This is a genomic window from Ilumatobacter sp. (genome assembly GCF_041688325.1).
GTDB lineage: Bacteria > Actinomycetota > Acidimicrobiia > Acidimicrobiales > Ilumatobacteraceae > Ilumatobacter_A.
In genome coordinates this window covers 1-3116 of sequence record NZ_JBDNIJ010000277.1, presented here as the reverse complement: position 1 = coordinate 3116, position 3116 = coordinate 1, and the positions used below count along the sequence as shown (strand labels likewise).

Here is a 3116-nt window from a genome sequence, read left to right as displayed (position 1 = left end):
GGCCGTGAGGTCTGGGTCTGGCCGGACGATGCGTCAACGCAGGAGAACGCCGAATTCTACGAGCGCCTGATCGACTACGGCGTCGACGGCATCATCACCGGCCGTCCGGCCGCAATGGTCGAAGCGCTGTCGGGTTAACCCTTTCGGCCGCTGGCCGTCAGTCGCTGACGATCACCGGGCCGTGGGCGCATTTCTGATGCTGTGACCGAGATCATGGGTCGCCTGCCGACTCAGCAGACCATTCAACTCTTACAGTTTGTCGTAGTCGCTCTTCCGCGGCTCCGAGTACTTGAGAAAGAGTTCACCACCATGTTCAAGTCCATTCGTCCCTGTGCGACCGTCCTGGTCGCAGGAACACTGCTGCTGACCGCATGCGGCGGGGGCAGCGATGCCGATTCTTCCGCGAAGGCACCACCTGAGTCCATCGCCCCGGCGACGGATTCGAGCTTCAACGACGCTGACGTCGCTTTTGCTCAGGGCATGATCCCGCATCACGTACAGGCCGTGGACATGGCATCCATCGCACTCAAGCCTGAATCGGGAGCGAGCGCTGAGATCCAAGCGTTGGCGTCGGCAATTCAAGGTACGCAGGACACAGAGATCGAGACGATGACGGGGTGGTTGCAGACCTGGGGGCAGCCGACGGAGATGCCCGGAATGGACGGAATGGATGGCATGGATGGCATGCACGGAATGGACGGCATGATGACGGAGGAGCAAATGACCGCGCTCGCAGGCCTGTCCGGCCCGGCGTTTGACACAGAGTGGGTGACCATGATGATCGCGCATCATCAAGGTGCAATCACCCAGGCCGAAACCGTCAAGGCAAATGGCTCCAACCCTGAGGTCTTGACGCTTGCCGATCAGATCATCAGCGCTCAACAAGCAGAGATCGCGCAGATGCAAGCGATGTTGGCTGGCTGATCGGGATACCCGACGCAGCGTAGAGTCCACCAATGTTCATCGTCGTGAAGGCAGCGTCCCGGCGCGCCCTCCAGAAGATTGCGGCGTTGCTCGTGATCGCCGTGGTGACGTTGGTGGGATTGTCGATCGGCGGATCCGTCAGCGCCCACACAGGGTTCGCGGGCTCGACGCCATCAAACGGGGAGGTCGTCGATAATCCGGTCACCTTGGTGACCTTGGTCTTCACCGGCGAGTCCGAAGAGGCTGGTGAAGGTTTCGTCGTCCTCGACGCGAGCGGCCAAGTGCGCGCTCCCATTGCTGTGTCGACCCTCGACAACAAAGTCTTCACGCTCACCTTCGATCCACCGCTCGCCGGCGGTGAGATCGGAGTGAAGTGGACCGTTCGCGCCCCTGATGCCCACCCGGTCGAAGGTGCGTTCTCGTTTACCGTCACGGCGCCATCATCGGCTGGTGCAGTGCCAGCGACCGTGCCGGCGATAACAATCGACGCCAGCACAACTGCAACCACTGGCATGGATATGTCGCAGATGAGCTCCGCAGACATGATGTCGATGGACGAGTTTCTGGCAGTCGAGTCTGCACGACCCGGCGAGTCGCAAGCCACGATCGGCCGCCTCATCAGCTTCGCCGGGATTGCACTTGCCATCGGTGGGATGTACTTCGCCAGGACGACGTTACGCGGGAGCTCGACAGAGATCCGATCGCTCGTGAACGCCGTGAAGATCGTGGGGGGCACGATCACCATCGGCGCAGCCATCGAGTATGGCGGTGTCGCCCGAATCGCCGACGAACCGCTCCTCGGCTACTGGACGTCGTCGTCTGGTTTCGCCACGGTCCTGCGAATGCTGGCTGGTGTCGCAATCGCTGCAGGCCTCGCGGCGACGACTGTCAGGATCCGGCCATCACGGAAACCCAAACCCCTGTCGTCGGCGCCGAACACGACCGGAGGCGCCGACAAAACCCGGGGCGGGCCGTCGGCCGGTACGAATGGCTTCACTGACCCCGGGCTGTTCCTGGCGCGCCAGCAGGCTGCAGCACATACGGTCGACAGGCCAGCAGAGCCGACCACTCAGCTGCCGCGACAATCAACAACGAAGCCGTTGCAGCCACGCCAAGCATCGACCGACGAGAAAAATCAAGCAGCGGACGGTCCGCGCAACCAGTCCCCGGAACCGCTCAGACGATGGGTTGCCGATCGCTCATCGGCACTGGCCTTCGTGGGCTGCGGTGCTGCGGTAATTTCGTTCTGGTTCGACGGCCACACAGTCTCCAAAGGCTTCCGGCCGCTCCACGCGATCGCCAACAGCGTGCATGTCGTCGCCGGGTCGGTGTGGATGGGTGGGGTCGTCGCCATGGCGGCCGTCGTGTGGATGCGACACCGTCGGGGAGTTCCGCCACGTGCACTCGAACTCGTCGTCCGATTCTCCTCGGTCGCCGCCGTCGCGTTGGGTGCCGTGATCGTTGCCGGGCTCATCATGGCTGTCTCGGTGCTCGACTCTGTCGGCGAGCTCACGGGAACCGAATGGGGCCAGGTTCTGCTGCTCAAGACTGCAGCTGCGGTCTTGGCGATCGGCGGCGGCGCGTACAACCACTTCCGACTTCTGCCTGCGCTCGACGCCGACCCCGACGACCCGATGCTTCATGAGCAGTTGCGGTCCGTCATCACTGCTGAGGCAATCATGTTGTGCTTCGTCGTGGTGGTCACGGCCTGGCTCGTTTCGTCGGCCTCGTAGCACCCGTTGGCGGCCACGCAGGCCGGCGCCAGTACATCGATGACGTCAGCCCGCCCGGGTCGAGCGCCAACGAGCTTCGTTTCCGCTGAAAGGGTCAACCTGGACTCGTGCGCTCAGCTCGCAAAGCGCCCCGAAAAAGTACAAGACCGCAAGCCGTGCAGCCTGCGGTCTAGAGTGCCGAAGATTGGACTTGAACTCCGGTATCTGGACATCTCGTCGAGTGTTGTTTGGTGACGTTTACCCCGTTCAGGGCATGTTTTTGACGGTCGTCCGTGTCGGCTGATGCCGTCTGATTCCCGCGAGTTTCGTCCCGTTCGTGGACATTTTGCTGACAAATTGCTGACAAGCGACGCCTCGCCTCCGACGGTCGACGGGAGTGAGAAACCCAAGCCGATCAGAGCTAATACGTTGCATATCTAACGTATTAGGTCTACCGTGTCGGCATGGCCCAACTCAACG

At 62.1% G+C, this 3116-nt stretch carries 2 protein-coding genes; both read left to right on the top strand.

The window, feature by feature from the left end:
- Positions 1 to 309: 309 nt before the first annotated feature.
- Complete coding sequence (locus ACH2EI_RS14985) at positions 310 to 924, top strand: DUF305 domain-containing protein (protein ID WP_395156988.1); 615 nt, start codon at positions 310 to 312, stop codon at positions 922 to 924.
- Between the two features lie 32 nt (positions 925 to 956).
- Positions 957 to 2657 carry a copper resistance CopC/CopD family protein gene (locus ACH2EI_RS14980; RefSeq protein WP_395156986.1) on the top strand — a complete coding sequence of 567 codons (1701 nt, stop codon included), beginning with the start codon at positions 957 to 959 and terminating at the stop codon, positions 2655 to 2657.
- Positions 2658 to 3116: the final 459 nt, after the last annotated feature.